Source organism: Pseudoalteromonas rubra, assembly GCF_004212645.1.
Lineage (GTDB): Bacteria > Pseudomonadota > Gammaproteobacteria > Enterobacterales > Alteromonadaceae > Pseudoalteromonas > Pseudoalteromonas rubra_G.
In genome coordinates, this window is the sequence record NZ_PPUZ01000120.1 from 1 (window position 1) to 2,057 (window position 2,057).

Below are 2,057 nucleotides of genomic sequence, written 5' to 3' on the forward strand. Positions count from 1 at the left end.
CTGCCGCGCTGCTCGCTATCCAGACGCCAGGGGTTGTTGGTGTCGGATATCAACGTGGCCCACCAACGCCGATTTCGAAGCGTCCATCTCAATCACCCACCCAAGAATCCGAACTGAATGTCTACGATTTTGGGTGGGTGTCCTTGTAATTTTCTTTCTATCTCATCACCCACCCAAAAATCCGAACTGAATGTCTACGATTTCGGGTGGGTGTCCTTGTAATTCCCTTTGCTGGATGGCTCGTAGCTGACCTCATCTTTACAGCTCAGCGTACTTTCTAAATCGGTGATCGACGCCACCTGACGCCCCAGAGCATCGTACAGGTATGACCGCGCCCAGCTGCCGCGCTTGTAGGTGTTGGATATCAGCGTGGCCCACTAACGCCGATTTCGAAGCGTCCATCTCATCACCCACCCAAAAATCCGGACTGAATGTCTACGATTTTGGGTGGGTGTCCATGTAATTTTCTTTTCATGCGAATGGCAATGACACTGCCACTTTCACCCATTGCGACAGACTTGTATTATCGCATTGCTAACTGGCTAAATGCAGACGAATCAGATAATGAGAGTTTTTACCTGGTCCCAATGGGGTTTTACTCCAAACAAGCCATCGATTTTAATAGAGCGATTAATTGCTATCACTATTGGTTAAAGCTGGCCTTAGAAATCGGGCTTATTGAGGACACATATCACCATAAAATGGCCTTTTTAAAATCCATTGACCATTCACTCGCGGGAAAGCTCACCGAAGACCTACAGGATATGCATGACTACCAAATTGGTACAACCACATACCTCGAAAAAATCCTCAAGCAAATGTCTTACTACCTGGCCTGACTCGACTATAGCTCAATGAAGCCAGCGCCAGGGATCAGTTCACATCGGCGTGATTACTCAGTTTGCACAGTGCCGCCAACTGGTGGGACTGGCCGCAAATGCACCCTCCGCTGGTCTGTTGTGCATGCCAGCGCTGATTTCCACTGCACACCGTGCTGGCGTGATTGCACAGAAAAAAGGCGCTCACTGAGCGCCGATTTTGAATGGGTGTCACCCTAAATTATTTGCCCTAAATTATTTTTATGGATATTATTTCAGCATTCAAAACATGCATCCATATAAAATACCTTTATATTTTACTAATATTTTCAAGCTCCGTTGACATTAACACCGAATAATAATGATGCCCACTGATTTTCTGGAACAATTTTCCCTTTACCGATATAAAACCACCAACAAGCCTCTCAAGATTTTCTTTGGATCCTTTAGAGTCAATGATCAACTGTAAATACTTTACATCATGAAAAACATCTGTGTTGACCTCTGATAATGACTCGTTTGTGCCTACTGTAATTTTACTATTCAGTACAAGAACGTAGATAGTTGTTTTTTTGTCTATATCTGGAGTTTCTCCATAATTAGGTGCTCCATACTTTATTTCCTTGACTAGTTTTCCATTTAGACAAACCACATTTGGTTCATATGGATACTCTGATTCAGCTTCCACTGAAAAAGTGAAAAGAACAAAAAAAAGAAAAGAAAATGATTTCATTAAAAGCTCCTATCGCTAACATTTCCCACTGTCCAACCTTCAACACGACCAATAGCATTAGCAACCCCATTGATTTGAGTAGAAGATAAAGTGCTCATTTGTGTTTGACCACTTAGACCTGTAAACCTCTGGATTAGAGTTTGATAATTTCTCGTATTATTCTCTATTGAAGGCGCATACCTATTTATAGCTTCATTAATTGTTAACCTTTGATAGGTTCGTGTATTTAATAAGTCGACCAATGCAGCTCTACCTGCCTCGTCAGTTGGAAATACGGCAAAACCGCCAGCTTCACCAATAGAGCCTCGATTGATTGAGAACCTAGTATTTCTCAAGTTTCCAGGGTTATTGTTTCTCCAAGCTCGACTACCTCCACTTCTTACAACTTTGCTACCATCCCCATACTCCATCACAACATCATACCCATCTGCCTCAGCTGAAACAGGGTTGGTACCAACTTCGAACGCTGCATAAATCTCCCTAATCGACTCACCCGCCTGATTCAA

2 protein-coding genes and 1 pseudogene are annotated in these 2,057 nt (G+C 43.1%); 1 reads left to right on the plus strand and 2 read right to left on the minus strand.

Features of this window, described 5'->3' with window-relative positions; all coding sequences use genetic code 11:
• The first annotated feature begins 485 nt into the window (after window positions 1-485).
• On the plus strand, window positions 486-839 hold the full coding sequence (locus C3B51_RS22600; protein WP_130246470.1) for a hypothetical protein: 354 nt from the start codon (window positions 486-488) through the stop codon (window positions 837-839).
• Between the two features lie 289 nt (window positions 840-1,128).
• On the opposite strand, the gene C3B51_RS22605 is transcribed toward C3B51_RS22600, so the two are convergent.
• Window positions 1,129-1,551 carry a hypothetical protein gene (locus C3B51_RS22605; protein WP_130246471.1) on the minus strand — a complete coding sequence of 141 codons (423 nt, stop codon included), beginning with the start codon at window positions 1,549-1,551 and terminating at the stop codon, window positions 1,129-1,131.
• Window positions 1,551-2,057, minus strand: a pseudogene (locus C3B51_RS23715) (hypothetical protein); the annotation flags it as partial. The gene C3B51_RS22605 and the pseudogene C3B51_RS23715, both read right to left, overlap by 1 nt.